Genomic DNA, 25,175 nt, shown 5'->3' with positions numbered 1-25,175 from the left:
GCTCTCTGGTGGAGGCTCGACGCGTTGCCATCCATTGACAATATTGGACGACCACTCCCGCTTTTCGCTTTGTTTGCTGGCGTGTCCTTATGAACGCTTTGTCTCAGTCCAAGCAGCCTTGATCGCAACATTCCGCGTCTACGGGATGCCGATACGGATAACCTGCGATAACGGTCCACCTTGGGGAACGAGCGGAAACAGAACGATCTCTCGTATGGATGTTTGGCTCACACGCCTAGGGATCAAGGCAAGCCACAGTAGGCCATACCATCCCCAAACCCAAGGCAAGGACGAGCGCTTCCATAGAACACTCAAACACGAACTGCTCACCAGAACCGGCTTCAGTTCCATCCAGGACTGCCAGCTGGCCTTTGACCTTTGGCGCGATCGCTATAATTTGATTCGCCCGCACGAAGCATTAGATCAAAGGCCACCTGTGACACGCTACCGCACCAGTGGGCGCCTCTATCCCGAAGTGCTTCCACCCGTGGAGTATCCCGAGGGAAGCATTGTGCGCAAGGTCCGAGGGAACGCCACGATCTCGTGGAAAAACAAGCAGTACCTAGTAGGCGAAGGCCTGATCGGCGAACACATTGAGCTCCGGCCCGACGCAACAGACGGCATCATCGACCTCTATTTTTGCGATCGAAATTTCGGTTCTCTCGATCTAAGAAAAGAGGAATAGAATGCCATTCATGTGTTCACGATGTCTCCCGACAAGTGTTCACCATGTCCCCCGGCTATACAGAGCGTAGCGTCATCCGCCGTTTTTCGTTACCCCTTCGCTTCTCCGACATTCATATCCACGTCATCGCACAACCAATCCGGCGAATAAACACCCGCGGCCACCATCCGATGAAATGAGGAATACGGCCAATCCCTCACATTGCGCACCAGCCCATGCTTGTACGGATTGAGATGGATGTAGTCGAAATGCGCCGCATAATCCCGATCATCCCGGATCATATGCTCCCAATATCGCTTCTGCCACACACCGCGCCCTTGCGGAATCGACTTTGAAAACGCGGTCTTAATCGCCCGCCACCGCCCCGCATAATCCGCATCCCCCTCCGGCAGCGTCCACATCGCATGCATATGCTCCGGCATCACCACCCAGGCATCGACATGAAACGGCCGCACCGCCCTCACCTTCCTCACCGCATTGCGTAGCGCCCCCACCTGGTCAACCAGCACAGTGCTGCGCCGGTCCGCCAAATTCACGGTAAAAAAATAAGTCGCCCCCGCCACCAGGCATCTCCGATAATGCGGCACAGCTCACTCCCGCTTCGACGCCAGCCGCAAGTGAGCGCGTTTTGGCTCCACCCCGTCGAGCTTGAACGCCGCCACCGCCCGCGACAAACTGTGCGCCTGGTCCTGCAAACTCTCCGCCGCCGCAGCCGCCTGCTCCACCAGCGCCGAATTCTGCTGCGTCATCTCATCCATCTGCACGATCGCCTCGTTCACCCCAACAATCCCATCGGCCTGCTGCGCGCTCGCGTGGCTGATCTGGTGAATGATGTCGCCCACCTGGCGCACCGAACTGACGATATCCTGCATGCTGTACCCCGCCTCCGCCGCCGACGCACTGCCGCCATCGATCTCTGCCACCGTCAGCGCAATCAGCTCGCGTATCTCATGTGCCGCGGTCGCGCAGCGCTGCGCCAGGGTGCGCACCTCGCTCGCCACCACCGCGAACCCATGCCCATGCTCGCCCGCGCGCGCCGCCTCCACCGCGGCATTGAGCGCCAGGATATTGGTCTGCGATGAAATGGCGTCGATCACATCGACAATCTCCGCCACCTTGCACGAGCTCTCCTTGATCGACGCCATCGTCAGCACCAGCCGCTCCACCACGTTGCCGCCCCTGAGCGCAACCGACGATGCGTTTTCCGCCAGCCGGTTGGCCAGTTCGACGTTGTTGGCAGTTCGGCTGGCCGTCTCGGTGAGCTGCTCCACCGACGTCACGGTCTGCTCCAGCGAACTGGCCTGGACCTCGGTGCGGGTAGAGAGGTCGGCGTTCCCCATCGCGATTTCGCGCGATGCGGTATCGATCGAGCGCGCCGAATCGAGGATGGTCTTGAGCGTCGCGTTCAGGTTGCGGATGCTGGTGTCCAGCACCCGCGATGTCTCGGCGATCTCGTCGCGCCCGTAGACCCGCTCGCGCACGGTCAGGTCGCCACGCGCCAGGTCGGTGGCGGCCTGGCCGATGTCGCGCACTTCCTGCAGCAGCGCGCCGCGCACGGCGACAGTAATCACCAGCGACAGCACGACCGACAGCACGATCACGACCGGCATCAGGGTCGATATCCTGCGGAAGTCGGTGGCCGCGCTTTGCGACGCAGCCTCGCTCAGCTGCTGCTCCATGCGCAGCAGTTCACCGAGCCGCAACGAGACCACTTCAAAGGCCTGTTCCGCCTTCGACATCGCATTGGCGCTGATCGAACCGTCGTCGCGCGACAGCTCGATCACGTCCAGCACGGCCCTGACGTACACGCGGTACGCCGCCGCCGCTTCGTCGATGAAGCGGCGCTCGCTGCTGCCGGCCAGCGTGCCGGCAGCCAGCTTGCTGAACTTGCCGTCGATGGCGCGATGGCGCGAATGGATGTCGCGCGCCAGCGCATTGATGCGCGGCGGCGTGAAGCTGGCGTACTGCCAGGTGAGCAGCTGGTAGATTTCGGTGTGGGCCTGGTGCGCCGACGAGACCAGGTCGGATGCGGCGCGGATGCTGGCGGCGCGCTGGTCGACGATGATCTCCAGCGACTGGTTTTGCCTCACCATCGCGTAGTAGGCGCCGCACGACAGCAGCACGAGCAGCACCAGCACCACGCCAGGCGCCAGCAGCAGCTTCGGGCCGATCCGTAATTTGCTCAGCATGGGTGTCTCCCCGGTGCGCAGGCTTTCTCATTTTATTTCCCATGCGCATCTTGTACTGTACTCCGGGCAGCCCGCCAAAGTTTGCGCGGGATCAATAGCCCATGGCTGCACGGATGCCTGCGCACCGGCGTAAGATAGCCGGTCGGACAAGCAGCCACGAGAGGACACTGATGACTACGCGATCCCGCCGCACCGCGCTGGCGGCCGCCCTGGCCGCACTCGCCGGCAAGGTGCACGACGCGCGCAATACGGGTACCGGCGTGCTGCGGCTGGTGGGTGTCTACGTGGTCGAGAAAGGCAAGCCGCTGGCGAGTCCGCCGCCCTGAAGGCGTTGACGGCTCTCAACAAAGCGCCAACTGCCGTGAAACGGCATGCCATTCCATGCCATCCTCCCGATGTTTCTTTTGACCATCAACCAAGGAGGACATCACATGCAATCGACGGCTCGTTCCGCAGCGCTCGCACTGCTCCTTTTCGCGGCCGGTACGGCCAGCGCCACCGATCTCGGCAACCTGTTCAGCGCGGGCAAGGACCTTGCCAAAGCGGCCTCGCTGAGCGACCAGGACATTATCGACGGCTCGCGCCACATGATGGAGCAGCTCGACCAGCAGGCGCCGCTGGCCGCGGCCGGCAGCAAGTATGCGCGGCGCCTGGCGAAGCTGACGGCGGGGCTGGAGAACGAGGACGGGCTAACCCTCAATTTCGCGGTGTACGAGTCGCCCGAGGTGAACGCCTTTGCGACGCCGGACGGCAGCATCCGCGTCTTCGCGGGCCTGATGGACATCATGAGCGACGACGAACTGCGCGGGGTCATCGGCCACGAGATCGGCCACGCCAAACTGGGGCACGCCAAGGCGCAGATGAAAAAAGCCCTGCTGCTGTCGGCCGGCACCAAGCTGGCCGGCGCCAGCGGCAGCGTCGCCGGCAGGGCCGTGGCGGCCAATGCCGAGACCATCAAGGCCTTTGGCAAGGCGCAGTTTTCGCAGGCCGACGAAGCCGCTTCCGACGACTACGGCTTTGAATTCATGAAGAAGCGCCAGTACGACGTCAACGCGATGTCGACGGCGTTCGGCAAGCTGGCGAAGATGGAAAAAGGCGGCGGCAACAGCCTGATGGCGAGCCACCCCGACTCCGCCAGCCGCGCGCGGCGCATGGCGGACAAGGCGAAGCAGCCTTGAGCTGCGCGCAGCACCGGCTGGCGGGCGCCAGCCGGACCTACATCAGCCCAGTTTGGCCGCGTGCTCGCGGGTTGCGTGGAAGGTCAGCTTCGGCCAGCGTTCCTGCGTCAGGCGCAGGTTGACGTTGGAGGTCGCGAGGTAGGCCAGGTTGCCTGCCGCGTCATAGGCGACGTTGTGGCCCAGCGCCGCTTCGAAGTCGGCCAGCACCCGCTTGTCGTCGCCCGATACCCAGCGCGCGCTGCTGATGCTGGTGCCTTCGAATACCGCGTCGACGCCATACTCGTTCATCAGGCGGCTGGCCACCACCTCGAACTGCAGCACACCGACCGCGCCAAGGATGATGTCGCTGCCCTGCACCGGCTTGAACACCTGTACCGCGCCCTCTTCGCCCAGCTGCTGCAAGCCCTTGTGCAGCTGCTTGATCTTGAGCGGGTTGCGGATCCGTACCGAACGGAAGAAGTCCGGCGCGAAGTACGGGATGCCGGTGAAGACCAGCATCTCGCCTTCCGAGAAGCTGTCGCCGATCTGCATGTTGCCGTGGTTCGGCAGGCCGATGATGTCGCCTGCGTAGGCTTCCTCGACCTGTTCGCGCGATGAGGCCATGAAGGTCACCACCGACGAGACCTTGATTTCGCGCCCCAGGCGCAGGTGCTTGACCTTCATGCCGCGCTCGAAACGCCCGGAACACACGCGCAGGAACGCGATGCGGTCGCGGTGGGCCGGGTCCATGTTCGCCTGGATCTTGAAGACGAAGCCGGTGAACGGCTGTTCTTCCGGCGCGACGTCGCGCACCGTGGCATTGCGCGGACGCGGCGCAGGCGCCCAGTCGACCAGCGCCGACAGGATCTCGCGCACGCCGAAGTTGTTGATCGCGGAGCCGAAGAACACCGGCGTCTGCACGCCAGCCAGGAACTGCTCCAGGTCGAACGGGTGCGAGGCGCCGTGCACCAGCTCCACCTCGGTCTTGAGCTGTTCAATCTCGAGCGGGAACATCTCGGCCAGGCGCGGGTTGTCGATGCCCTTGACGATCTCGAAGGCGCCGTCGGCCTTTTCTTCGCCGGCGCGGAACAGCATGATCTCGTCGCGCAGCAGGTGGTACACGCCGCGGAAGTTCTTGCCCATGCCGATAGGCCAGGTCACCGGCGCGCACTGGATCTTCAGCACCGACTCCAGTTCATCCAGCAGTTCAAGCGGGTCGCGGGTTTCGCGGTCAAGCTTGTTCATGAAGGTGACGATCGGCGTATTGCGCATGCGGCAGACGTCGAGCAGCTTGATGGTCTGCGCTTCGACGCCCTTGGCCGCGTCGATCACCATCAGCGCCGAGTCGACCGCGGTCAGCACGCGGTAGGTGTCTTCCGAGAAGTCCTGGTGGCCCGGGGTGTCGAGCAGGTTGATCACGTGGTCGCGGAATTCGAACTGCATCACCGACGACGCCACCGAGATGCCGCGCTGCTTTTCAATCTCCATCCAGTCGGAGGTCGCATGGCGGCCGCTCTTGCGCGCCTTGACCGTGCCGGCCATCTGGATCGCGCCCGAGAACAGCAGCAGTTTTTCGGTCAGCGTGGTCTTGCCGGCGTCCGGGTGGGAGATGATGCCGAAGGTGCGGCGGCGCTGCACTTCGCGCGCAATGACGGCCGGCGCCTTGGAGGCGCTGGCGCCGGATTCTGGTGTTGCTGCTGCGATATCGTCGGACATGGTCTGAGCCGGTTTGGCTTCTGCGAAAAACCTTCGATTTTACCGTTTCCTGCCTCCCCTGTGTGAACTGCCTGTGGCATTGTCAGCATTTTGTCAGGATTACTTCAGGGAAATGCAAGCTTGAGTGTTTATACTGGGCAACATATTCCCTTAATGTACCTGCAGAGCACACCATGAACCGACAGCGCGGCTTTACCCTGATTGAACTGATGGTTGTCGTGGCGATCATCGGCATCCTTGCGTCGGTTGCCTACCCGGCCTACGGCAACTACGTGGTCAAGGGCAACCGCAGCGCGGCCCAGTCGCACATGCTGGAGCTGGCGCAGGGCGAGGCGCAGTACTTCGCCGACAACCGCGAGTATGCCGCCACGGTCGAGGCGCTGTCGATGACCACGCCGGAGGCGGTCTCGCTCAAGTACGACATCACCATCGAGGCCAGCGAAGGGCCGCCGGGCTTCATCATCACGGCGACGCCTAAAGCGGGTACCAACCAGGCAAGCGACTCGGTCCTGACGATCAACCAGAGCGGCACCAAGACGCCGGCGGACAAATGGTAGCGGCAGCGCGCGCGCGCGGTTTCACCATGCCGGAGCTGATGGCGGTGGTCGCCGTCACGGCGATCCTGGCCACCGTGGCCGCGCCCTCCTTCTCCGAGCTGATCGCCGGGCAGCGCGCCAAGAGCGCCGCCAGCGACATGTTCTCCTCCCTGATGCGCACCCGCAGCGAAGCCATCAAGCGCAACGCCGAAGTCACCCTCGCGCCCTCGGGCGAAGGCTGGGAAGCCGGCTGGTCGATCGCCCATCCGATGGATGAAGACACCCTGCTGGAAGACCGCGGCGAAGTGAAGGGCGCGACCATTAGCGGGCCGGCCAGCGTGACCTACCTGCCGAACGGCCGCGTCAAGGGAACCACTCCGCCGGAATTCGACATCGAAGTGAGCGGCGCCATACAGCACCGCTGCATCCTGGTCGACCTGTCCGGCCGCCCTTATCAAAAATCGTCCGGGTGCTGACATGACGAACATCTCCCCTTCCCTGGCCTCGCGCCAGCGCGGCACCACCTTGATCGAGGTGCTGGTCACCGTCGTGGTGGTGGCCTTCGGCCTGCTTGGCATCGCCGCCTTCCAGGCCAAGGCGCAGGTCGGCTCGATCGAAGCCTACCAGCGCGCCCAGGCCGTGGTGCTGCTCGAAGACCTGCAGGCCCGCATGGCCGGCAACCCCGAGCAAGCCGCCGCGTACGTCACCGCCACCGCGCTGGGAACCGAGGACGAGCCGGGCGACTGCGCCGCGCTGGCCTCGGGCAGCGCGCGCGATAAATGCGAGTGGAGCACGGCGCTGCAGGGGGCCTCGGAACTCAAGGGCGCCGACGGCCCGCGCATGGGCGCCATGCTCGGCGCGCGCGGCTGCGTGACCCAGGTACAGGCGCGCAACGACACCCCAGGCGCCTGCGCGGCCGGCATCTACCAGCTCACCGTGGCCTGGCAAGGCCTGCACGCCACCCAGGCGCCCGCCAGCACCTGCGGCCAGGGCGAGTACGGCGACGACACCATGCGCCGCGCGATCGGCCTGCGCGTCGCCGTCGGCGTCCCCCATTGCAAATGAACCGCGAGAAGACAATGCCATCATTCCGCCCCACTTCGCTGCGCGCCCAGCGCGGCTTTTCGCTGGCCGAGCTGATGGTCGCAGCCACCATCGGCCTGCTTATCCTGGCCGGCATGAGCACGCTGTTTGTCAACAACACCCGCGCCCAGGGTGAAATCGAAAAAGCCAACCGCCAGGTCGAGAACGGCCGCTTCGCGGTCCAGACCCTGTCGTCCGACCTGCGCAACGCCGGCTTCTACAGCGAATTCGACCCGACCGTGCTCGATTCCCCCGCCGCGCTGCCAGATCCATGCGCGGTGACCATCGCCGCGGTGCGCGCGGCCCTGCCGCTGCCGGTGCAGGGCATCGACAATGCCACCGGCGCCTACGACTGCCTGCCCGGCCTGCGCGCGGACACCGATGTGATCGTGGTGCGGCGCACCGCCACCTGCATCACCGGCGCCGCTGGCTGCGACCCGCTCACCGCGGGCGGCCCGTTCTTCCAGGCCGCGCTGTGCGCCAACCTGACCCAGCTGGGCTCGGGCAGCACCGCCGACTACTACGACCTCGACGTCACCGCCGACACCCTCGACCGCCTGCGGCGCGACTGCACCACGGCGGCGCCGATCCGCCGTTACCTGACCCATGTCTACTACCTCGCCGACAACGACCGCGATGGCGACGGCATCCCCACCCTCAAGCGCGCGGAACTCGGCGCCGATGGCGAAATGCTCGCCTACAGCACGGTCGCACTGGTGAACGGCATCGATGACCTGCAGTTCGAATACGGACTCGACACCAGTGCGGACGGCGTCGCCGACCGCTTCGCCGCCGACCCGGCCACTGGCTGCGCCGATGCCGCCTGCGCGCTGGCCAACTGGCGCCAGGTGGTGTCGGTCAAGCTCAGCCTGCTTTCACGCAATATCGAGGTCACCCAAGGCTACACCGACGCGATGCAGTACAAGCTGGGCCGCGATGCCGACGGCGCGGAGATCGTCGTTGGCCCGAAGGGCGACGGCTACAAGCGCCACGTATTCCAGTCGCAGGTCGCGCTGCCTAACCCCGCCGGAAGGAGAACGCCATGAAAATGCTGCACCGACAACAAGGCGTCACCCTGGTCATGGCCCTGGTCATGCTGGTCGTGCTGACCCTGCTTGCGCTGACCAGTTTCAACCTCAACCAGTCGAACCTCCAGGTCGTGAGCAACATGCAGCAGCGCGACGAAGCGCTGGCGGCGGCGCGCGAGGTCATCGAAGAAACCATCAGCAACACGAACTTCTTCACGACCCCGTCCAACGCGCTGGCCAATCCTTGCGGCGGCAACAACCGCCGCTGCATCGACACCAACGGCGACGGCACCACCGATGTCACGGTTGCCATCACGCCCCAGCCGGCGTGCGTGAAGGCCCAGCCGATCAAGACGTCCGACCTGGACCTGGCGGTCGAGGAGGACCTGAAATGCTCGATCGGCGCCGGCCAGGCCTTCGGCACCGAGGGCGCCAATACCGGCAATTCCACCTGCGCCAACAGCATCTGGGATGTCAATGTGGTGGCGACCGATGTCGTGACCGAAGCCCAGGTCGAAGTCACCCAGGGGATCGCCGTGCGCGTGCCTGAAGACAACGTCGCCACCAACTGCCCAACATAAAAGAGGTTGCCATGAAACGCACCACCGGTACCAAACTGCTGGCCCTCGCGCTGTGCGCCAACGTCGGCCTGGTCTCGCCGCAGGTCGCGCTGGCCGAGGACATCGACATTTTCCTCGGCTCATCAGCCGGCAACACGATCAATCCGCGCATCCTGATCGTGCTCGACAACACGTCGAACTGGTCGCGCCAGAGCCAGCAGTGGCCGGGCGGCAAGGCGCAGGGCCAATCCGAGGTCGACGCCATCAGCACGGTCATCAATAGCATGAAATACAACGAGACCGATCCTGACGACAAGAAAGTCAGCGTCGGCCTGATGGAGTACGTCACCGGCGGCGACGCCAACGACGATGGCGGCTTTATCCGTTCGGCGATCCGCGACCTGACCCCGGTCAACGTGGCAAGTTTCGATGTCCAGCTCAAGGCCATTTCCGGCAACATCAACGACCCCAAGGAAAAGCGCAATTCGAACACGCCATACGGCAACCTGATGTTCGACGTGTTCAACTACTTCGCGGGCGCGAACAGCTACTCCCCTGCCGCCACGCTGGCAAGCAAGGCCGACGCCACCGGCTATTCGACCCCGTACAGCCGCTTCCAGTCGCCGCTGACCAGCGCCAACACCTGCGGCCGCAGCTTCGTCGTCTTCATCGGCAACCCCAACGCGAGCGGCCCGAGCGCCGACAATCCCGACAATACGGCGCGCCTGACGACGCTGAACGGCTCCAAGCCGCCACAGATCGGCCTGCCGAACTTCGAGACCAAATCGGTCACCACCACGGCGACCGTCGGCACCACCTCGGCCTGCTACGCCAGCAAGGCGGACGCGGTGGCCGCCACCAGCGAACTGACCGCGTTGAGCTCGGCCTGCGCCGGCTTCACCGACGGCTGCAAGATCGGCGAGATCACCGCCAACGACTCGGCCACGGCGTGCGCGGACGGCGCCAGCAAATACTCGATCCTCGGCTCCGATACCATCATCACCAACGTGCCGCTGACCACGACCAGCCCGGACACCAAGCCGTATAACGCGGACGAATGGGTCCGCATGATGCACGACAAGGGCGTTCCGGTTCCCGGCACGACCAGCACCCGCTCGAAAGTGACGACCTATACCATCGACGTCTACAACAAGCAGCCCAACGCCCAGCATACCGCCCTGCTGCTCAGCATGGCCAATGCCGGCGGCGGCCGCTACTTCGCCGCCAAGACCGAAAAGGCCATCGTCGACGCGCTGCGCGAGATCATGATCGAGATCCAGGCCGTCAACTCCAGCTTTGCGTCGACCAGCCTGCCGGTCAACGCCACCAACCGCTCGCAGAACATGAACCAGGTCTTCATCGGCATGTTCCGGCCCGACCCGGTGTCGCGGCCGCGCTGGTTCGGCAACCTCAAGCGCTACCAGCTGGTCCGCAGCGGCACCAACATCAAGTTGGCCGACGTCAAGGGCGTCGAAGCGGTCAATCCGCTGACCGGCTTCGTGACGCCATGCGCCAGGAGCTGGTGGACGCGCGACAGCAGCAACTACTGGGAGAACAAGGGCGTCTCGCCCGACCCGGCCAGCGCCTGCGAACTGGAAGGCATCAGCAAATACTCGGATATCAATGACGGCCCGTTCGTCGAAAAGGGCGGCGCCGCCCAGGTCGTGCGCGAAGGCAATGCCGGTACCGCGGCTGCCGCCACCCAGGCAGTCAACCGCAAGATGGTGACCCTGTCCGACGGCGCCTTCGCCGACCTGACGGCCGCCACCTCGGGCCTGGACGCCAACCTGGTCAACTGGATCCGCGGCGTCGACGTCTACAACGAAAAGAAGAACGGCCAGACCAGTACCACGCGGCCGTCGATCCACGGCGACGTGATCCACTCGCGCCCCCAGCCAATCAACTATGGGCCGCCGGGCGGCGACAAGACCAAGGCCGACGTGGTGACCGTGTACTACGGCGCCAATGACGGCGCCCTGCACGCGGTCGATGCCGAAACCGGCGCCGAGCGCTGGTCGTTCGTGGCGCCGGAGTTCTTCTCGCGCCTGACCCGCATCCGCGACAACACCACCCGCGTCAGCTTCCCGGGCATGGCGCCGGGATTCACGCCCACGCCGAAACCGAAGGATTACTTCTTCGACGGCTCCATCGGCGTGTACCAGAACAAGGACAATTCCAAGGTCTGGATCTTCCCGAGCATGCGCCGCGGCGGACGCATGTTGTACGGTATCGACGTGACCAATCCGGCCACGCCCGTCTTCAAATGGCGGGTCGGCTGCCCGAACCTGGACAATGACACCGACTGTACGGCCGACATGAGCGGCATCGGCCAGACCTGGTCGACCCCAAGCGCGGCCTTCATCTACGGCCACAGCCGCACCACGCCGGTACTGGTGGTGGGCGGCGGCTACGACAAGTGCGAGGACGCCAATGTCGCCGAACCTGCTTGCGACACCACCAAGGGCGGCTTCATCTACATCCTCGACGCCAATACCGGCGACCTGCTGCGCAAGTTTGCCACCGACCGGTCGGTCGCGGCCGACATCGCGATGGTCGACATCAACAATGACGGCGCGCCGGATTACGCGTATGCGGCCGACACCGGCGGCAGCATCTACCGGGTCGACTTCATCGACGGCCCGGTCACCAAGGTGCAGCGCTATCCGAACCAGTGGACGTTCCGCAAAGTCGCGGCCACCGACACGACCAAGAACCGCAAGTTCCTGTTTGCCCCTGCCCTGCTGTACTCGCAGAACAAGGTCTACGTGGCGCTGGGCAGCGGCGACCGCGAGCATCCCCTGGGCACCGACTACCCGTACGATAACGTGGTCAACCGTTTCTACGTCTATGTCGACAACCTGGCGACCACGCTGACGCCGACCGTGACCCCGTTGGACGATGCGAGCGTCATGCGCGACTACACCACCAGCGACAGCTGCACGACCACGCCAGTACTGCCAAACTCCGGCATCGCCGGCTGGTTCATGGACCTGAACCAGAACGGCAAAGGCGAACAGACGGTGACGTCGGCGCTGATCGCCGGCGGCATGGTGACCTTCAGCACCAACCGCCCGGTGACCGGGCTCGAAAGCAGCTGCTCGACCACGCTGGGCGAGGCGCGCGGCTACTGGGTCAACCTGCTCAACGCATCGGGCGCCATCGGCGTGCCTGGCGCTTGCGGCGGCAAGCGCTCATCGGTGTTCGTCGGCGGCGGCCTGCCGCCATCTCCGGTGTTCGCCAACAGCGTGGGACTGGGGTCGGGAACCGAGAATGCGTCGGTGGTCCTGGGCGCGGTGCAGAAGGACAGCGAGAACAAAGGCGGCATCAGCACGCCGATCGAGTCGCAGCCGATGCGCCCGGCCATCACGCTCAAGCGCAAGCGCGCTTACACCTACACCAAAGGGGACTAAGGGACGCTGCCTTACCAGCAGCTGGCGGCGGCGGCGCCTTGGGCGCCGGCGCCAGACAGGGTTAGCGTGCCGCAGGGGTCCGCCTCCTGCGCGTTGGCAGGCACCGCCTGCAGCACGAAGCCATCCGCATCGGGACCCTCGGCAAAGCTGACGTTGTAGCGCACCTGGGCCCCGCTTGCATTGCGCGGCACCACGGCCGTCAGCAGCGCGGCGCCTTCGAAGGTATTGTTGGTCGTGTAGAAGCGTTCCATGAACTGCGCCGTCTCGGCCAGTACCGCCTGGGCACTGGTCCGGTGCGACCGCAGCACGTACTGGGTATAGGACGGAATCGCGATCGCGGCCAGGATGCCAGCCACCACCAGCGCCACCATCAGTTCGATCAGGCCAAAGCCGCCGCTTCGCGTGTGCTTGTTCATCGTTGCAGTTCCCGCCAGTTGATGCGGCCCAGGTTGGCCGCGCTCTTGTTGATGCCTCCGGTATCGATCTCGCCGCCGCTGCCGACCGCGCCGCCGGTGACGATGCCGCTGCTGCCCGACAGTTGCGGCGGTATCGTGCGCACCGTCGTGGTGACCGTGTACCCGCCTCCCGCCAGCGCAGTATGCACCACCGTGGTAATGGTGGTGCTGCCGTCCGGATTGGTGACGGTCGTTGTGGGCGGCGGCGGCGGCACCACGCTGGCACTCTCGCCAGAGCCGGCCCGGAACACGCCTCTCGGATCGTCCTCCCCCGGCGCCCATACGCCAGGCAGCGCGTCCGATTCGCCGTCGTCCTGCGGCGGCGTTTTGGTCCAGCCGGTATCGGCCATGCACTTGTTGTTCGGGTGGTGCCAGTAGATCAGGTATTCGGCCACCAGCTTCGCCTTCAGCGCGCCCGGTTTCAGGCGGTATCCCAGTTCAGGGCGCCCGCTCACATTCATCTGGATCTCGGCGTCAGTCACGCTGGCGTCCACCACCTGTACGGTCAGCGCGCCATTGCGCCATTCACCGAGGGGGCCTGGCGTGGGGCGCTCGACAGCCACGCCGGCGCATTGCGGCCGGATCGGATGCAGGCCGGTCCGGGTCACGCCGGTTCCCCAGTTCTTGATGTTGAAGGCGTCGAGCGGCATTGCCAGTTCGAGGTCCCTCACCGAGCCGATGCGGTAGCTGGCCAGCGAGGCCGCCGTGAGGCCAGCCGTAGTCTGGAAGTTAAACACCGGGCCGTCGTAGGCCGCGTTGGCAGCGGAGGCGTTCTCGGCGCCGCCGATGCGCAGTGTGACCGCGGGCGAATAGGCCTGGTTCGACACCAGCACCTTGAAGCGGAAGTTGGGCACCGTCTCCACCGTCGTGATGACAGTGTCCCATTTGCGCACGGTGGTGCGCCACGAATACGGGTAGCGGTTATTGCGGCGCGCACCGACATCGACCGCCTCGCCGATGGCCAGGGTGGTGGTGTAGCGGGTCTTGCTGATCTTCCTGGCGGCGTTGTCGTCGCTCTCGGATGCCGGGAAGCCTTCGAGCGGGACCGGCACCGTGTGCTGGTAGTTGTAGCTGGCGCGCGGTACGCTGCGGGCCGACATGCCGGTGTCGGTGGACGTCGAAACCAGGGTCACGCCGGCGGCCGGGAATGCTTCGCGGTCCTCGAAGTTGGGCGTGTTAGGGGCGTGCGTGATGACGGCGCTGGCCCTGGCACGGTGCACGCGCTGGAAGTCCTGGCTCGGGCGGAGCGTGTCGATGCCGATGCGGTCGTAGATGTCGTCGTACTCGTGCACGTGTACATAATTCAGGCCGTCGGTGTCGCCGCCGTTTTCGCGTCCGACCGAGTAGACGCCGCCGCCGGCGTAGATGGTGCGGTAGAGCGAGGTGGCCGCGCCGCAGTTTCGGTAGCAAATGAAGTCCGTATCGAAGTGGCCGCCCGAGACGCCACGCTGGCCGTCCACCGTCGTGGTGGTGGTGTTGACCGTTTCCGCCGCCGGCGCGCTATTGCGGTCGTAGTTCGACTGGTACACGTCGACCCCGTCGGCCGACAGCGAAATCAGCTGCGAGCGCACCCCGCCCCCCATGTAGCGGCCGACCGGATCGTCGTCGCCGACCTTGTCGCCGGAGGTGAACTGGTTGTCGCCATCGAGGTCGAACAAAGTGGCGCCGGCGTCGCCGCCGGTCAGGGCGTTGAGCTGCATCCACCAGTTCTCGCCAGGCGGAATGGAACTGGCGGCGATGGCCGGGTTGGTGCTGAAGAACTGGAAGATGTCGCCAGTGACGAAGGCGCCGTCGCCAACCACGCGCTCGCCGCCGACAGGCAGGCGAACCCGCCAGCCGGCGTGGCCGCCGGCGCGCCAGTTGGGCGCGTTACGGGTTGCGATGCGAACCCGCGTCGCGTTGCCGCCGCCAACATAGCTGGCCTCGGTCAGCGTTTGTTCAAGCAGCGCCGTGTTGGACGACGGCTTGCCATCCCAGATCCCGTAGGCGTAGTTGGAACTGGTGTCGGCGGCGTCCTCGCGGGCGAGCATGCGGCCGGTCACAAAAGCGACCATCACGCCGCCCAGCGGGTGGCGCATCAGTCCTGGGGCCATCGTGATGGCTTGGCCGGCACCCTGGTTGTTAGTGTGCAGCACGCGCGCCGGCGCCGTGTACGGCGCCGCCAGGCTGAACTTCCACAGGTTGCCGTTAATATCGCCGGCGTAGGCGGTGTCCTTGCGGCCATCGCCGTTCAGGTCCCACAAGGACGGCGACGACAGGCCGTTGGGCGCGTCCTCGCTGCCCTCGCCGGTGTCCATTGCCCTGATCAGCGCGCCGGTGCGCGCATTGACCAGGTAGAGCACCGCGTGGCCGCTGCCGGTATTGTTGTAGCCATTGCCGATGACCAGGGCGTGGGTGCCGTCGGGCAGCGTGGCCAGGGTCGGGGCGCCGTAGGTGTCGCCCAGGTCGGCAAAGCCGGCCGACTCATTGGTCACTTCCCACAGCACCTTGGCGGCGGCATTCGCTTCCGAGGTGGCGTTGGCATTGGTGACATCGAGTGCGAACATGGCCTTGCCGCCGCCGCCGAGCGTGCCCGCCAGGATCGTCTGCGCGCCCATCTTGCGGACATCCATGCGGCCATCGACGTAGTATTTGTGGCTATAGCCCTGGTTCGCCAGCATGGCCAGCTTCGGCAGCAGCACCTGCGGCACGTAGGCGAAGCGCTCGCTGCCATCCTGCGCGTTCAGCGCATGCAGCATGCCATCGTTGGCGCCGATGAAAACAGTCTCGTTGACACCGTCGTTCCAGTACGCCGGCGTGGAGTGGATGATGTCGCCAAGGACGCCCGCGCGGCTGCGGAACTGCCCTGCCGCCGTGCCCTCGTTGGCGTTGCTGCCACGGATGTAGTCGAGCAGTGCCGAACTGGAGGCGCCAACCGAGGCGGCGTCAAGCGCTTCGCGCTGGCCGCCCGCGCCCTGCGACAGGTCGGCCCATCGGAACGGGATCCCGGCGCCATCGCGGATCGTGACGATGTAACGCGTGTCCGCAGCGGCCTGCGCCCTGATCTTGGCGGCGGCGCCGCCCGTCCCCCACTCGTCGACTGTGCCGACCGCGCCCGCCGCGCTGACCGGGTAGGCATGCACGTTGCCAGTCCAGTTGCGCGCGCTGTAGTCGATCGAGTACATGCGCGCTTCGCCAGTGGCGACATTGGCGCTGGAGACGGCCGGCTGGCCGACGTAGCCGACCGGCTGGCCGTCGGGGTTGAATACGCCCGCGGCCCCTGCCAGCAGCGCAGCCGCCGCCGCCAGCACGGCCAGGCCAGCCGCCGTCACCAGTTTGAATTTCATGGCCACCTCAGTCGCAAATGTTGGTGAAGACGCGGAAGCGCACGGTTGACTGGACGAAGGCCGCGGCGCCGCCGTTGCCCTGGCCGCGCGCGGTGATGCGCGCCAGCCCGTGCTCGCACTGGCCGGCGCTGGTTGTGCGGTACGGCGGGCTGACGATTTCGACGATGTAACGCGGCTGCTCGTCCAGCGCGCCGATCTGGCTGGCTTCGCTGGCAAAGGTGCGCGTCAGCGTTGCCGAGCTCCAGTCGATCTCACGCCAGTTGCTGGCGGCATTGGGCTCGCGGCACAGGCCATCTTCGCAGTCCGCGGTGAAGCGGTCTGGATCGTAGGGGTCGAACGGCGGGCCGGTGAACAGGGTAGCCTCGGCGTCGCGCAGCACCGCTTCGGCCGACTGCAGCGCCACCTGCTGGTCGCGCGCATTGCGCGCCATGCGTTCTTCAAGGGTCCCGCTGCGCACCATGGCGAGCACGAACATGGTCAGCACGACCAGGAAAATCAGCGCGGTGACCAGGATGGCGCCGCGCTGGCGCTGGCGCAGGCGGGCGTGGCGGCGGGTTATTTCCATCGGGTCTGGTTGCGCACGGTGAAAGTCGAGGTGACGACGCGCCGCAAGTGGCCGTCGCTGCTGGTGGCGCTGGCGCCATTGAACGTGTAGGCCTGGCCGGTTCCGGTGACGATGTTCGGGCTCGGCCCGCGGATCAGCAGGCTGACGCGCACGGCGGCGACGCGCGCGAATTCATGCGGTTGCGGGGCATCGGTGTAGCGCAGGATGGCTTCGCCCCCATTGCCGATCCCGTAGGTGACCTGCATGTTCTCGACGTTGTCGGCTACCACCACGCCGCCCGCGGCCGCGGCCGGATCGGCGCGGCATAGCAGCTTGCCGCCCTCGACCACGAAACCATATTCGACCATATTGACATTGACCGGCGGGGCCCCGGTCACGGCGTCGGGCAGGTTGTCCGAGACCACGGTGACGCCTTCGCAATTGCTTTCCCGTCCCAGCAGGGGGTTGGGCGGCACCGCGGTATCAGGCACCCACGCCGGGTCGTGGCGCACCACCAGCGAATCGGCGGGCGCCGCGGCGCCGCTGCCGCCTCCGTCAACGCCGCCAATGGCGTCGTCCACGAGCGGCTGGTCGACATTGAGCTTGTAGCCGGCCTGGCGCAGCGCCTTGCCCAGCACGTCCATCGCATTGCGCGCGCTCTCCTGCATGCGCGCCTGGTCTGATTGGGTGCGATTCATCTCCCTGCTGCCGACGAACAGGTAGCCGACCGCTCCCAGGATCACCAGGCCGAGCGCCATCGCCACCAGCACTTCGACCAGCCCGAGGCCGCGCTGGCCACCCAGACCCAGGCGCGGCGTCAAAGGCGCGTCTCCACCACCAGCTGCTGGGCCGGCAACCCGACGGTGGCACCGTCGCCGCTGGCGCGCTTGTCGCTCCACTGCACCGTCACCGTGACGTTCCTGGTGGCGGGGTCAAACGCCACCGCCCCCTGCCCCGATGGCACTCCCGCCGCCACCGCGGCCAGCCATTCGGCCAGGTCGGCGCCGGCCACACCCGCTGCCGGGTCCGCTGCCGCGCCCAACGCCAGCGCATAAGGCGACGGCGCCAGTTCGGCGACGCTGCGGTTGGCGCGCATGCGGTCAATGATGTCGTTGGCCAGCACGCTGGCCTGGCTGCGCGACTGGGCGCTGTGGTTGTTCTTCATGCTGGTGGCGATCAGGCCCGCGATGCCAAGCAGCCCGATACTCACGACCAGCATCGTGACCAGTACTTCGACGAGGGAAAAGCCGTTTTGCCGTGTCATCCGCGCTCCTGTCAGCTGGTGCAGTCGGCCGAGCCGGCCACGATGTCCACCCCGACCCAGCCGGTACCGGCGGTCAGGGCGATCTTGCGGCGGCGGATGCCGGGCGACGCCACGCAGGCGGCAATCACGCCGGCCTGGCCGCTGCCATCGGCCAGCCGGGCCTGGCCGGTGCTGGCGTACGAGACGTAGTCGGCCACCGCCCCGGTCCCCAGCAGCATGGCGCTGCCGGAGAGCTCGCCTTCCACGCGCAGGATCTCGTCGCCGTCATCATAGGCGCCGGCGTCGCCGCCATCGACAAAGATGATCCAGCCGCCGCGCCAGTCGCCGGCCGCGCTGGCGGCGTCGCAACCGGCGCCGCCGGCGCTGCGGCACATGGTGACGCGGGTATTGCGCTTGACCGCTTCGGAGCGGGTGTAGTTGAGGGAGGCGAGCATCCGGTCGGCGGCGCTGGACACCGCCGCATCATCGATGAAGCCGCGCAGCATGGGCAGGCCGACCGTGGTCACGATCGCGACGATGGCGACCGTCGCTAGTAATTCCGACAGGCTAAAGCCGTCGCTGCTGCCAGGCAGGCTGTGGTGCGTGGCATATGTATGCATCGTCTTCCCATCGCCATCGAAAAAGGCGCGAAGTTTGATTATAAGAAGACAAAAGCATTTGCGTCAAAACTATTTTCCGAGAGAAACATCTAGACCGGCGCGAAGCGCACCGCCACGACGACGCCGGCGCCGCCAGCTCCGTCGGCCAGCTCGATGCGCGCGCCGTGGGCCTGGGCGATGTCGCGCACGATGGCCAGGCCCAGGCCACTGCCGGGAATGCTGTCGTCGAGTCGCATGAAGCGCTGGAACACCAGTGCGCGCTGGTGCGCGGGGATGCCCGGGCCGGAATCCTCGACCTCCAGCACGCCGCCGCCGTCGGGCCCGCGCAGGCAGCGCACCGTCACGGTCCCGCCGACCGGCGTATAGCGCACGGCGTTGTCGACCAGGTTGTCGACCAGGTCGCGCAGCAGGAAGCTGTCGCCCGCCACCAGGGCCGGCTGCAGGTCGAAGCCGATGTCGATCTGCTTCTTGGCTGCTTCCTCGACAAAGTACTGGACCACCTCGGCCACCAGTTGCGACAAGTCGATCGGTTCGAGGCGCGCCTTTTCGAAGCGGCTTGGTTCCGCGCGCGCCAGTGCCAGCAGCTGGTTGGTCTGGCGGATCATGCGCTCGTTCGACTGCAGCATCAGGCCGACCGAGCGCACGCTGTCGGCGTCGCCGGCGTGGCGCTGGCCAAGCCATTCCAGCTGCAGTTTCATGCCGGCCAAGGGCGTGCGCAGCTGGTGGGCGACGTTGGCCAGGAAGTCATGCTGCGCCCGCGCCCCGGCCTCCACCTTGCCGAGCAGGTCGTTAAAGGCAGACACCACCGGCGACAATTCGTAGGGCACGCCTTCGTCGGCGATCGGCTCCAGGTCGGCGCCGTCGCGCGCGTTCAGGTTGGCGCGCATGCGCGACAGCGGCAGCAGGCCGCTGGTGACCGAGAACCAGATCAGGCCGACCAGCGCGAGCGTGAACAGGCCTTCGACCAGCACCAGTGCGCGGATGGCCGCCGAGCGGATCTGGCCACGCTTGCGCAGGGTCTTGGCGACCGCAACCTGGACGGTCTCCCTGCCCGCGCGCACGGTGGTGCTGGCAACGCGCACCGGCTCGCCGCCCATCACCCCATCGTGCACGCCCGCCGCGCCCGGAGCGGCGAAAGCGGCGTCGCCGGCGATCAGCGCGCCGTCGCTACGGCGCACCGCGAAGTAGGTGGCGTCGGCGCGGTCGGCGCGCAGCAGCTGTTCGGCCTGCGCGGGAAAATCGAGGACCGGGCCTTGCGGGCCCTGGCGCACCCGCGCGGCCAGCGCGTGCGCCGCGTCGGCCAGGCCCTGGTCGAACGCCAGCTGGGCCGGGGTCCAGGCCAGCAGGTAGGTGAGCGCGGCGCCGGCCAGGTTCACCACCAGGATAGGGCCGATCAGCCATTTCAGCAGCCGAAGGCGGATGCTGTTCATGCAGCCGGTTCGAGCATGTAGCCGAAGCCGCGGATGGTGCGGATCGCGATGCCGGCGTCAAGCAGCTTAAGGCGCAACCGCGACACATAGACCTCGACCGCATTCAGGGTCAGGTCGTCACCCCACGGCAGGATGGCGTCGATGATCTGCTGCTTGGACACCACGCGCGAGGCATGCTGGAGCAGGTATTCGAGTACCGCCCATTCGCGCACCGACAGCTCGAGCGGCCGCTCGCCGATGCGGGCGCGGCGCGCCGAAGTGTCGAGGCTGAGCTGGCCGAGGGCCAGCACGGTGGGCGCGGGGGTATTGCGGCGCGCCAGCGCGCGGATGCGCGCCACCAGTTCGGCGGTGGCGAAGGGTTTGACCAGGTAGTCGTCGGCGCCGGTCTCGAGGCCGCGCACCCGGTCCTCGACGGCGTCGCGCGCCGTCAGCAGCAGCACCGGGGTGGCGCTGCCGCGCGCGCGCAGGCGCCGCACCACTTCGAAGCCGTCGATGCCGGGCAGGCCGATGTCGAGCACCGCTACCGCAAACTGGCCGCGCTGCAGCGCCTGGTCGGCTTGCAGGCCGTCGCCCACCACCTCCACCAGCATGCCATGGCCCTGCAGGATGCGCGACAGGCCATCGGCCAGTACGGAGTCGTCTTCAACCAGGAGAACATGCATGCGGAGACATCGGTGTGTTGGGGTGTGGACATTATGCTGCAATTCATCATCCAGTCACAATCGATCTGCATTATTTCGTTATGACAACTAATGTAGCTTGGACCCATCGATGACCTTCCTGTTTCGCCCTGCCGTCGCGCTGATGCAGCGCATGCGCCTGTTACCCAAATTCGTCCTGGTCTGCCACGTGGTGCTGGTGCCGCTGGTGCTGGTCAGCGCCATGCTGCTGGCGGAGCTGCAAAAATCCATCGCCGCCAGCCAGGCCGAGCGCGCGGGCGGCGCCTATATCTCGCAGGTCCACGAGATCGCCCGGCTGGTGCAGCAGCACCGCGGCGCCGAACACCTGCGGCTGTCGACCCGCGCGAGCGCTACGGACGGCGCCCTGGGGAAGGCAATCGGGCAACGCATCGCCGCCCTTGACGCCCACCAGAAAGATGCCGGGGCGCTGTCGGGCCTGGCCGGCTGGAATGACGTGCGCGCGGCGTGGGCCGCGCTGGCCGCTGCCCAGCCCGGCGCCACTGCGAAGGAAAGCATGGCCCGCCATACGGCCGTGCTGGGCGCGCTGCGCAGGCTGGCGGTCAGCGTGGCCGACCGGTCCGGGCTCAGCCTGGACCCGGTCGCCGACAGCGACCTGCTGATCGGCGCATCGGTGCACACGCTGCCCGAACTGGCCGAGAGCCTGTCCATGATCGCGGCGCGCGGCTCGGCCTATATCGACACCGGGCTGTTCGAGGCCAATGAGGACCAGTTGATCAACGCCACCGCGATGGTGGCGCGGCACGGGCTGGAACGGGCCACTGGCGGCATGGGCAAGCTGGGCGCCGATCCGGCGCTGCGCGGCGCCCTCGCCTTCCTCGACCGCACCCGCGACGAGGTGACCAACTCGTACAACCAGACTTCCGGCAGCCAGTATTTGGCGGCGGGCAACGCCGCGGCCGCGCGCCTGCACGCATTGGGCGCGGCGGCAATGAGTGAACTGGACCAGATCCTGGCCGCGCGCGCCGCGCGCGAGGCGCTGCACCGCAACCTGGTGCTGGGCGCCATCGTTGTCGCGCTGTTGGTGGCGGCGTGGCTGTTTGCCGGCTTCTACATCTCGTTCTCGCGCGACATCGCCTACCTGAACCATGCCGTCCAGCGCGCCGCCGAAGGCGACCTGACAGTGCGCATGCGTTCGCACGCCAATGACGAGATCGGAGAACTGGTCAACGCCTTTGGCCGCATGGCCTCGGCGCTGGCGGCCCTGGTGACCGATATCCGCGCCGGCGCCGCCACCATCGGCGAGGCAACCGAAGCGCTGGCGCACGGCAATGCCGAGTTGTCGGGGCATACCGAGGCGCAGGTCGATGCCTTGTCCGAAACGGTGGGCTCGATGGGCGCGCTCAGCGCCAGCGTCAAGCGCACCGCCGCGCACGCCGCCTCGGGGCGCGCACTGGTGGGCGCGGCGGCCGGGGTTGCGGCGCGCGGCGTGCGCGCAGTCGGCGAGGTGGTCGACACGATGGCCTCGATTCGCGCCAGTTCCAGCAAGATTTCCGACATTACCGGGGTCATCGACGGCATCGCCTTCCAGACCAATATCCTGGCCCTCAACGCGGCGGTGGAAGCGGCGCGCGCGGGCGAACAGGGGCGCGGCTTTGCGGTCGTGGCGACCGAGGTGCGCAACCTGGCGCAGCGCTCGGCGGCGGCGGCGCGCGAAATCAAGCAGCTGATCGGCAGCTCGGTGTCCACCGTGGACACCGGCAACGCCCTGGTGGCCGCTGCGGGCGCGACGATCGGCGAACTCGCCGGCGCGGTAGGCCAGGTCGAGCACCTGATAGGCGAGATGGACGAGGCCGGGCAGCTGCAGGCGTCTGAACTGGTCCAGCTGGAAGACGCCATCGCGCGGATCGATGCGATGACCCGGCGTAACGGCGAACTGGTCGAGCACGCCCGCAACGGCTCGGAACTCCTACACGTGGAAACGGATGAATTAACGCGGGCGGTCAGCATCTTCACCCTCGAACGCACTCGTCCGGTCCCTGCGTTGCTCAATTGAAACAAATTTGCTGTCATTTTGCCTATAAAAGTGGCAATTTCTTCAATCCTCTCCAGTAGGACTAGGACGACAAAACATTATGCATACAGCCTACATTGGTGCGACTGCTAATCTTATGTTCGCCAACAGACGGAAGCCTTAATGTTCACACATCGCGATTCGCCAGGTAGTCACGGCGGGATCGTCCTGAGGTTATTAGAGATTAGTGAGGAAAAAAATGAACAACGTCCAACTTGGTAACGCCGCACAAAAAACATCGGTAAACCAGATTCCTGTCACCGCGAAGGAATTGAAAGTTGCGTCCCGGCCAGTTGTCAGCCTCAGCGGTACTCAGCAGAATGAATTGCTCGCCGCCCTTCCACGTAATGACCTGGAAACGCTGTTTGAACACCTGGAACTGGTTCCTATGCCTTTCGGCAAAGAACTGTTCGAATTCGGCAGCAAGCTCGAATACGTCTATTTCCCAACCACCGCGATCGTTTCCCTGCTGTATGTGATGGAAGACGGCGCGACCACTGAAATCGCCGTTGTCGGCCATGAAGGCGTGGTCGGCGTTTCCCTGTTCATGGGTGAGCGCGCCATGTGCAGCGCAGTGGTCCAGAGCGCGGGCTACGGCTACCGCCTCAAGACCCAGTTCCTGCGCGATGCCTTCAACCAGGGCGGCGCCCTGCCCCAGCTTTTGATGCGCTACACCAACGCCCTGTTCGCCCAGATGGCCCAGAACGCCGTTGGCGGCCGCCACAGCTCGATCGAACAGAAGCTGTGCCGATGGCTGCTCGACCGCCTCGACCGTTCCCCATCGAACGAACTGAAGGTGACCCAGGAACTGATCTCGATCATGCTGGGCGTACGCCGCGAAAGCATCACCGCAGCGGCTGGCAAGTTGCAGGACGACGGACTGATTCAGTACCGCCGCGGCAACATCACCGTAATTGACCGTCAAGGCCTTGAGGAGTATGCAGGAGAGTGCTACAAGGTTGCGAAGACTGAGTATGACCGCCTGCTGATGGACGTGGCGGCACGCTAAGCGCCGGCGCAGGCAAGTCGTGGGGCGCCAGGGCGCCTTCGGCTTGCGCGGCCAGCGGGATGAACGCTTCGACGCAGGTTCCGGTATCGTTCACCCCGCGTTTCACCTGCAAGCTTCCACCCAGTAGCAAAGCGCGTTCGCGCATGCCCAGCAAACCGTGCGATTTTGGCTTGCTGACGGCGTCCACATCAATCCCCACACCATCATCCGACACCTCCAGCGCCAGGCCCCCGGCTTCGCGCGCGAGGTGCACGATGACCGTGCGCGCGCCCGCATATTTGGCGATGTTGTTCAGCGCTTCCTGGACGATGCGAAATACCGCAATGGCGTGCATCGGTCCGGCGACGTCGACGTCGCCCTCGATCAGCGCTTCGCATTCCACCCCGGTGACACTGGCAAATTCTTCGCAGTAGCTTTGCAGCGCGGCGGCCAGGCCCAGGTTGTCGAGCAAGCTGGGACGCAGGTCTTCGACAATGCGGCGCTTCAGTTCGACCGTTGTCACCAGGGTCATGCGCGCGCGGTCCAGCCTTTGCGCGATGTGCGCGTGCTCGGTACGCAATTCGTCGGCGGCGCAGTTGATGTCGATGCTGATTGCGGTCAGGTTGGCGCCCAGCTCGTCATGCAGCTCGCGCGCCAGGCGCGACTTCTCTTCTTCCGACAAACGGATCAGGTGGCGCGACAATACCGACAACTGCTCGGTACGCATGGCCACCATGGATTCGAGGTTTTCGTTTGCATGCTGCAAGGCGCGCTGGGTTGCCAGCCGCGCAAAATAACTGCTGCGGATCAGCCCGTAAAACAGCACGATGACAAGGATGGCCGCGGCATTGATGCCGATGCCAAGCAGCACCGCGTTTTGGTATTCTGCATAAAACGCCGCGCGGCGCGCCGCCATCACCTCGTTCTGCTCCTGCTGCATGATGACCAGCAGCAGGCGGATCTCGTCCATGTCGGCCTTGCTGTCGGTGGTCGCGGCGATTTTCGCGATGTCTTCGAGCCCGCCCTGGCGGTACACGGCCAGGGTCTGGTCGAGCACATCGAGCTTGCGCCGCACCAGGGTGCGCAACTGCGACAGGTTCTTCAGTTGGGACGGGCTGTCTGCAAGCAGGCTTTCGAGTTCGCGGAACTGCGGCTCGATTTCAGCGGAGGCGGTGCGCATCGGTCCGAGCCAGACATCGGAACCGGACAGGTAATAGCCGCGCACGCTGCTTTCGGCATCCATCACCAGCACATTGAGGTTCTGTAGCTTGTCGCTGACCCTGGCGGTCTGGCCTTGCACGGCGTTGGCGCCGTTCAGCGACGACAGGTTATGGAACAGGCTGGCCCCGTTGACGACCAGGATCAGCACGCACACCAGGCCAAGCACCGTCGCATAGAACGGCAACGCCGGCGCGCCCTCGGGTTCTGTGGTGAAGTACATTCTCGGGTTCCTTATGCATGCCGCAGAGCAAGTCTGACGGCCATTATAGACC

Annotated in this window: 23 protein-coding genes; 11 read left to right on the top strand and 12 right to left on the bottom strand. The window is 65.8% G+C overall.

Features of this window, described 5'->3' with window-relative positions; all coding sequences use genetic code 11:
* A partial coding sequence (locus LMJ30_RS14350; RefSeq protein ID WP_229432988.1) for an integrase core domain-containing protein occupies positions 1-685 on the top strand: 685 nt, incomplete at its 5' end.
* Positions 686-774: 89 nt separating this feature from the next.
* On the opposite strand, the gene LMJ30_RS14345 is transcribed toward LMJ30_RS14350, so the two are convergent.
* Positions 775-1,272: an REP-associated tyrosine transposase gene (locus tag LMJ30_RS14345; protein WP_443094042.1), complete on the bottom strand. Its 498-nt coding sequence runs from the start codon at positions 1,270-1,272 to the stop codon at positions 775-777.
* Between the two features lie 3 nt (positions 1,273-1,275).
* Complete coding sequence (locus LMJ30_RS14340; protein ID WP_229432986.1) at positions 1,276-2,874, bottom strand: methyl-accepting chemotaxis protein; 1,599 nt, start codon at positions 2,872-2,874, stop codon at positions 1,276-1,278.
* 170 nt (positions 2,875-3,044) lie between these two features.
* On the opposite strand from LMJ30_RS14340, the gene LMJ30_RS14335 reads away from it, so the two are divergent.
* Entirely contained in the window at positions 3,045-3,200 is a 156-nt protein-coding gene (locus LMJ30_RS14335; protein ID WP_371873007.1) for a cupin domain-containing protein, read from the top strand.
* A 105-nt stretch (positions 3,201-3,305) separates the two neighbouring features.
* Positions 3,306-4,052, top strand: coding sequence for a M48 family metalloprotease (locus LMJ30_RS14330; protein WP_229432985.1), 747 nt, complete (start codon positions 3,306-3,308; stop codon positions 4,050-4,052).
* 42 nt (positions 4,053-4,094) lie between these two features.
* Here LMJ30_RS14330 and LMJ30_RS14325 read toward each other — a convergent pair whose 3' ends face one another.
* A complete protein-coding gene (locus LMJ30_RS14325; RefSeq protein WP_229432984.1) occupies positions 4,095-5,747 on the bottom strand; it encodes a peptide chain release factor 3 in 1,653 nt (550 codons plus the stop codon).
* Between the two features lie 173 nt (positions 5,748-5,920).
* Here LMJ30_RS14325 and LMJ30_RS14315 point away from each other — a divergent pair, with 173 nt between their 5' ends.
* From LMJ30_RS14315 to LMJ30_RS14290, 6 genes are read left to right on the top strand one after another with little or no spacing between them, the layout of a single operon-like run.
* The gene (locus LMJ30_RS14315; RefSeq protein WP_307729310.1) at positions 5,921-6,304 is read left to right on the top strand and encodes a type IV pilin protein; all 384 of its coding nucleotides are present in this window, start codon (positions 5,921-5,923) and stop codon (positions 6,302-6,304) included.
* The gene (locus LMJ30_RS14310; RefSeq protein WP_229432983.1) at positions 6,298-6,759 is read left to right on the top strand and encodes a GspH/FimT family pseudopilin; all 462 of its coding nucleotides are present in this window, start codon (positions 6,298-6,300) and stop codon (positions 6,757-6,759) included. The genes LMJ30_RS14315 and LMJ30_RS14310 overlap by 7 nt, the downstream gene beginning before the upstream one ends.
* A 1-nt stretch (position 6,760) precedes the next feature.
* The gene (gene pilV, locus LMJ30_RS14305) at positions 6,761-7,348 is read left to right on the top strand and encodes a type IV pilus modification protein PilV (RefSeq protein ID WP_229432982.1); all 588 of its coding nucleotides are present in this window, start codon (positions 6,761-6,763) and stop codon (positions 7,346-7,348) included.
* Positions 7,349-7,362: 14 nt separating this feature from the next.
* On the top strand, positions 7,363-8,412 hold the full coding sequence (locus LMJ30_RS14300; RefSeq protein ID WP_229432981.1) for a PilW family protein: 1,050 nt from the start codon (positions 7,363-7,365) through the stop codon (positions 8,410-8,412).
* On the top strand, positions 8,409-8,975 hold the full coding sequence (locus tag LMJ30_RS14295; RefSeq protein ID WP_229432980.1) for a PilX N-terminal domain-containing pilus assembly protein: 567 nt from the start codon (positions 8,409-8,411) through the stop codon (positions 8,973-8,975). Before LMJ30_RS14300 ends, LMJ30_RS14295 begins: the two co-directional genes overlap by 4 nt.
* 11 nt (positions 8,976-8,986) lie before the next feature.
* Complete coding sequence (locus LMJ30_RS14290; protein ID WP_229432979.1) at positions 8,987-12,364, top strand: pilus assembly protein; 3,378 nt, start codon at positions 8,987-8,989, stop codon at positions 12,362-12,364.
* 11 nt (positions 12,365-12,375) lie between these two features.
* Here LMJ30_RS14290 and LMJ30_RS14285 read toward each other — a convergent pair whose 3' ends face one another.
* The 8 genes from LMJ30_RS14285 to LMJ30_RS14245 form a co-directional block, all read right to left on the bottom strand.
* On the bottom strand, positions 12,376-12,780 hold the full coding sequence (locus LMJ30_RS14285; protein WP_307729309.1) for a type IV pilin protein: 405 nt from the start codon (positions 12,778-12,780) through the stop codon (positions 12,376-12,378).
* Complete coding sequence (locus LMJ30_RS14275) at positions 12,777-16,145, bottom strand: pilus assembly protein (RefSeq protein WP_229432978.1); 3,369 nt, start codon at positions 16,143-16,145, stop codon at positions 12,777-12,779. The genes LMJ30_RS14285 and LMJ30_RS14275 overlap by 4 nt, the downstream gene beginning before the upstream one ends.
* A 7-nt stretch (positions 16,146-16,152) precedes the next feature.
* Entirely contained in the window at positions 16,153-16,710 is a 558-nt protein-coding gene (locus tag LMJ30_RS14270; RefSeq protein WP_229432977.1) for a pilus assembly PilX family protein, read from the bottom strand.
* Positions 16,701-17,510 (bottom strand): PilW family protein, encoded by an 810-nt coding sequence (locus LMJ30_RS14265; protein WP_229432976.1) that lies wholly within the window; start codon positions 17,508-17,510, stop codon positions 16,701-16,703. Before LMJ30_RS14265 ends, LMJ30_RS14270 begins: the two co-directional genes overlap by 10 nt.
* Positions 17,507-17,953 carry a type IV pilus modification protein PilV gene (gene pilV / locus LMJ30_RS14260; RefSeq protein ID WP_229432975.1) on the bottom strand — a complete coding sequence of 149 codons (447 nt, stop codon included), beginning with the start codon at positions 17,951-17,953 and terminating at the stop codon, positions 17,507-17,509. The genes LMJ30_RS14265 and pilV (LMJ30_RS14260) overlap by 4 nt, the downstream gene beginning before the upstream one ends.
* A gap of 11 nt (positions 17,954-17,964) precedes the next feature.
* Complete coding sequence (locus LMJ30_RS14255) at positions 17,965-18,552, bottom strand: GspH/FimT family pseudopilin (RefSeq protein WP_229432974.1); 588 nt, start codon at positions 18,550-18,552, stop codon at positions 17,965-17,967.
* Positions 18,553-18,641: 89 nt separating this feature from the next.
* A complete protein-coding gene (locus LMJ30_RS14250) occupies positions 18,642-19,982 on the bottom strand; it encodes a sensor histidine kinase (protein WP_229432973.1) in 1,341 nt (446 codons plus the stop codon).
* Positions 19,979-20,644 carry a response regulator transcription factor gene (locus tag LMJ30_RS14245; RefSeq protein WP_229432972.1) on the bottom strand — a complete coding sequence of 222 codons (666 nt, stop codon included), beginning with the start codon at positions 20,642-20,644 and terminating at the stop codon, positions 19,979-19,981. The genes LMJ30_RS14250 and LMJ30_RS14245 overlap by 4 nt, the downstream gene beginning before the upstream one ends.
* 109 nt (positions 20,645-20,753) lie before the next feature.
* Between LMJ30_RS14245 and LMJ30_RS21780 the strand changes: the two genes are divergently transcribed.
* Positions 20,754-22,676 (top strand): methyl-accepting chemotaxis protein, encoded by a 1,923-nt coding sequence (locus tag LMJ30_RS21780; RefSeq protein ID WP_307729308.1) that lies wholly within the window; start codon positions 20,754-20,756, stop codon positions 22,674-22,676.
* 217 nt (positions 22,677-22,893) lie between these two features.
* Complete coding sequence (locus LMJ30_RS14235; RefSeq protein WP_229432971.1) at positions 22,894-23,703, top strand: Crp/Fnr family transcriptional regulator; 810 nt, start codon at positions 22,894-22,896, stop codon at positions 23,701-23,703.
* Here LMJ30_RS14235 and LMJ30_RS14230 read toward each other — a convergent pair.
* On the bottom strand, positions 23,600-25,123 hold the full coding sequence (locus tag LMJ30_RS14230) for a CHASE3 domain-containing protein (RefSeq protein ID WP_229432970.1): 1,524 nt from the start codon (positions 25,121-25,123) through the stop codon (positions 23,600-23,602). The genes LMJ30_RS14235 and LMJ30_RS14230 overlap by 104 nt on opposite strands.
* Positions 25,124-25,175 lie beyond the last annotated feature (52 nt).

It is taken from the genome of Massilia agrisoli, from assembly GCF_020831365.1.
Taxonomy (GTDB): Bacteria; Pseudomonadota; Gammaproteobacteria; order Burkholderiales; family Burkholderiaceae_D; genus Telluria_A; species Telluria_A agrisoli.
This window is presented reverse-complemented; position numbering and strand designations above follow the sequence as displayed.